Annotated in this window: 1 protein-coding gene; it reads left to right on the top strand. The window is 35.5% G+C overall.

The features are described 5' to 3' along the window. Positions 1-214 precede the first annotated feature (214 nt). Entirely contained in the window at positions 215-1348 is a 1134-nt protein-coding gene (locus V7L01_RS01420) for an ISAs1 family transposase (RefSeq protein WP_335031219.1), read from the top strand. Positions 1349-1613: the final 265 nt, after the last annotated feature.

The raw sequence follows: 1613 nt of genomic DNA, 5'->3' as shown, positions 1-1613 counted from the left end.
CAGGGCAAACGCATCTAAATATTGACGAGCCGGAATCAGGGTGGAATTTAGCCAAACCCTAATCATATAAGGCTTTCAGTAAATTAAACATTCACTCGTGTGGTAATGATAATCATTTTAGAGGGGAGTTAGAGGCAGCCGTCGGCTGCCTGTCAAGGAATATGGTATTCTCGCAGAAACTCCAAAGAAGAATTACATTCTTATTCTCCTTTCTATGAAGCTCAAACCAAAAATCACGATTGCTGACCATTTTTTGGGAATAGAAGACCCACGAATTGACCGCACTAAGCGACACAATTTAATTGATATCATGACGATTGCGATAATAGCAGTGATTTGTGGGGCAGATGGCTGGGTGGGGATAGAGACTTATGGTTGTGCTAAGTATGAATGGTTAACAACATTTTTAGAACTGCCAAACGGGATACCATCACACGATACGTTTGCAAGAGTATTTGCACAAATAAATCCTCAACAATTCCAGTCATGTTTTCTAGATTGGATGAAATCTATACAAAAAGTAACTAATGGTGAAGTCGTTGCAATTGACGGAAAAATTTTACGTGGTTCTTACGACACAAATAATGAGCAAAGTGCAATCCAAATAGTTAGTGCCTGGGCAACTACGAATAAATTAGTCTTAGGACAGATAAAAGTGGATTCTAAATCAAATGAGATTACAGCAATCCCAGAATTATTAAAGATATTAGAATTATCTGGATGTCTTGTGACAATTGATGCGATTGGTTGCCAGAAAGAGATTGTGAGGTTAATCACACAGCAGAATGCAGATTATGTGATTACGTTAAAAAAGAATCAAGGTAATCTTTATGATGAAGTTGAAAAACTATTCCAATTTGTTATAAGCACAGGGTTTGAGGGAATTGAACACAGTACATATAAAACAGAAGAAAGAGGGCATGGTCGTCATGAGATTCGCCACTACATGATGTTATCTGGAATCGGATCTCGGCTTAACCCTGATTCAGTTTGGTCAAACTTTAATAGTGTTGGGATGGTAGAATCCGTCCGTTCATTAAATGGTGAGACAACGGTTGAAACTCGTTATTTTATCAGTAGCCTTAAATCAAATGTTGAACAGTTTGCTAATTCTATTCGCAGTCATTGGGGAGTAGAGAATTCATTACATTGGATATTGGATGTCGCCTTGAGGGAAGATGACTGTCGGATTAGAAAAGATAATGCTCCACAGAATTTTGCAATTCTCAGACATATTGCAGTTAATCTTTTAACTCAAGAGAAGCGTAGAAAACGTGGAATCAAAAATAAACAGTTTCTCGCGGCGATGGATAACAAATATTTACTAAGTATTTTAGCGTTAGCTTAAAATAGTACATCCAAACTTGAATTTAATATTTTACATAAAAGTTTTATCTATTCTCCAGGTAAATATAGTTTTACGTATTCCATAATTGAATTATTTTAGTATTAATGATTAGTCATTCAGTTGAAGATAAGCTAATCCACACTTTGGGGAAATATTTGATTTATTTGATTTATTTGATTTATCATCCCATCCATTTTTACAGTTATCTATGTCATTTTTGAATCTTCCTTAGTTTTTATTAGTAAATAAGATGCGTTTGCCCTGG

This window comes from Nostoc sp. (genome assembly GCF_036917095.1).
In the GTDB taxonomy this organism is placed as follows: Bacteria; Cyanobacteriota; Cyanobacteriia; order Cyanobacteriales; family Nostocaceae; genus Nostoc.
The sequence above is the reverse complement of the archived record's forward strand: the minus strand, read 5'-3'. Positions and strand labels throughout refer to the sequence as shown.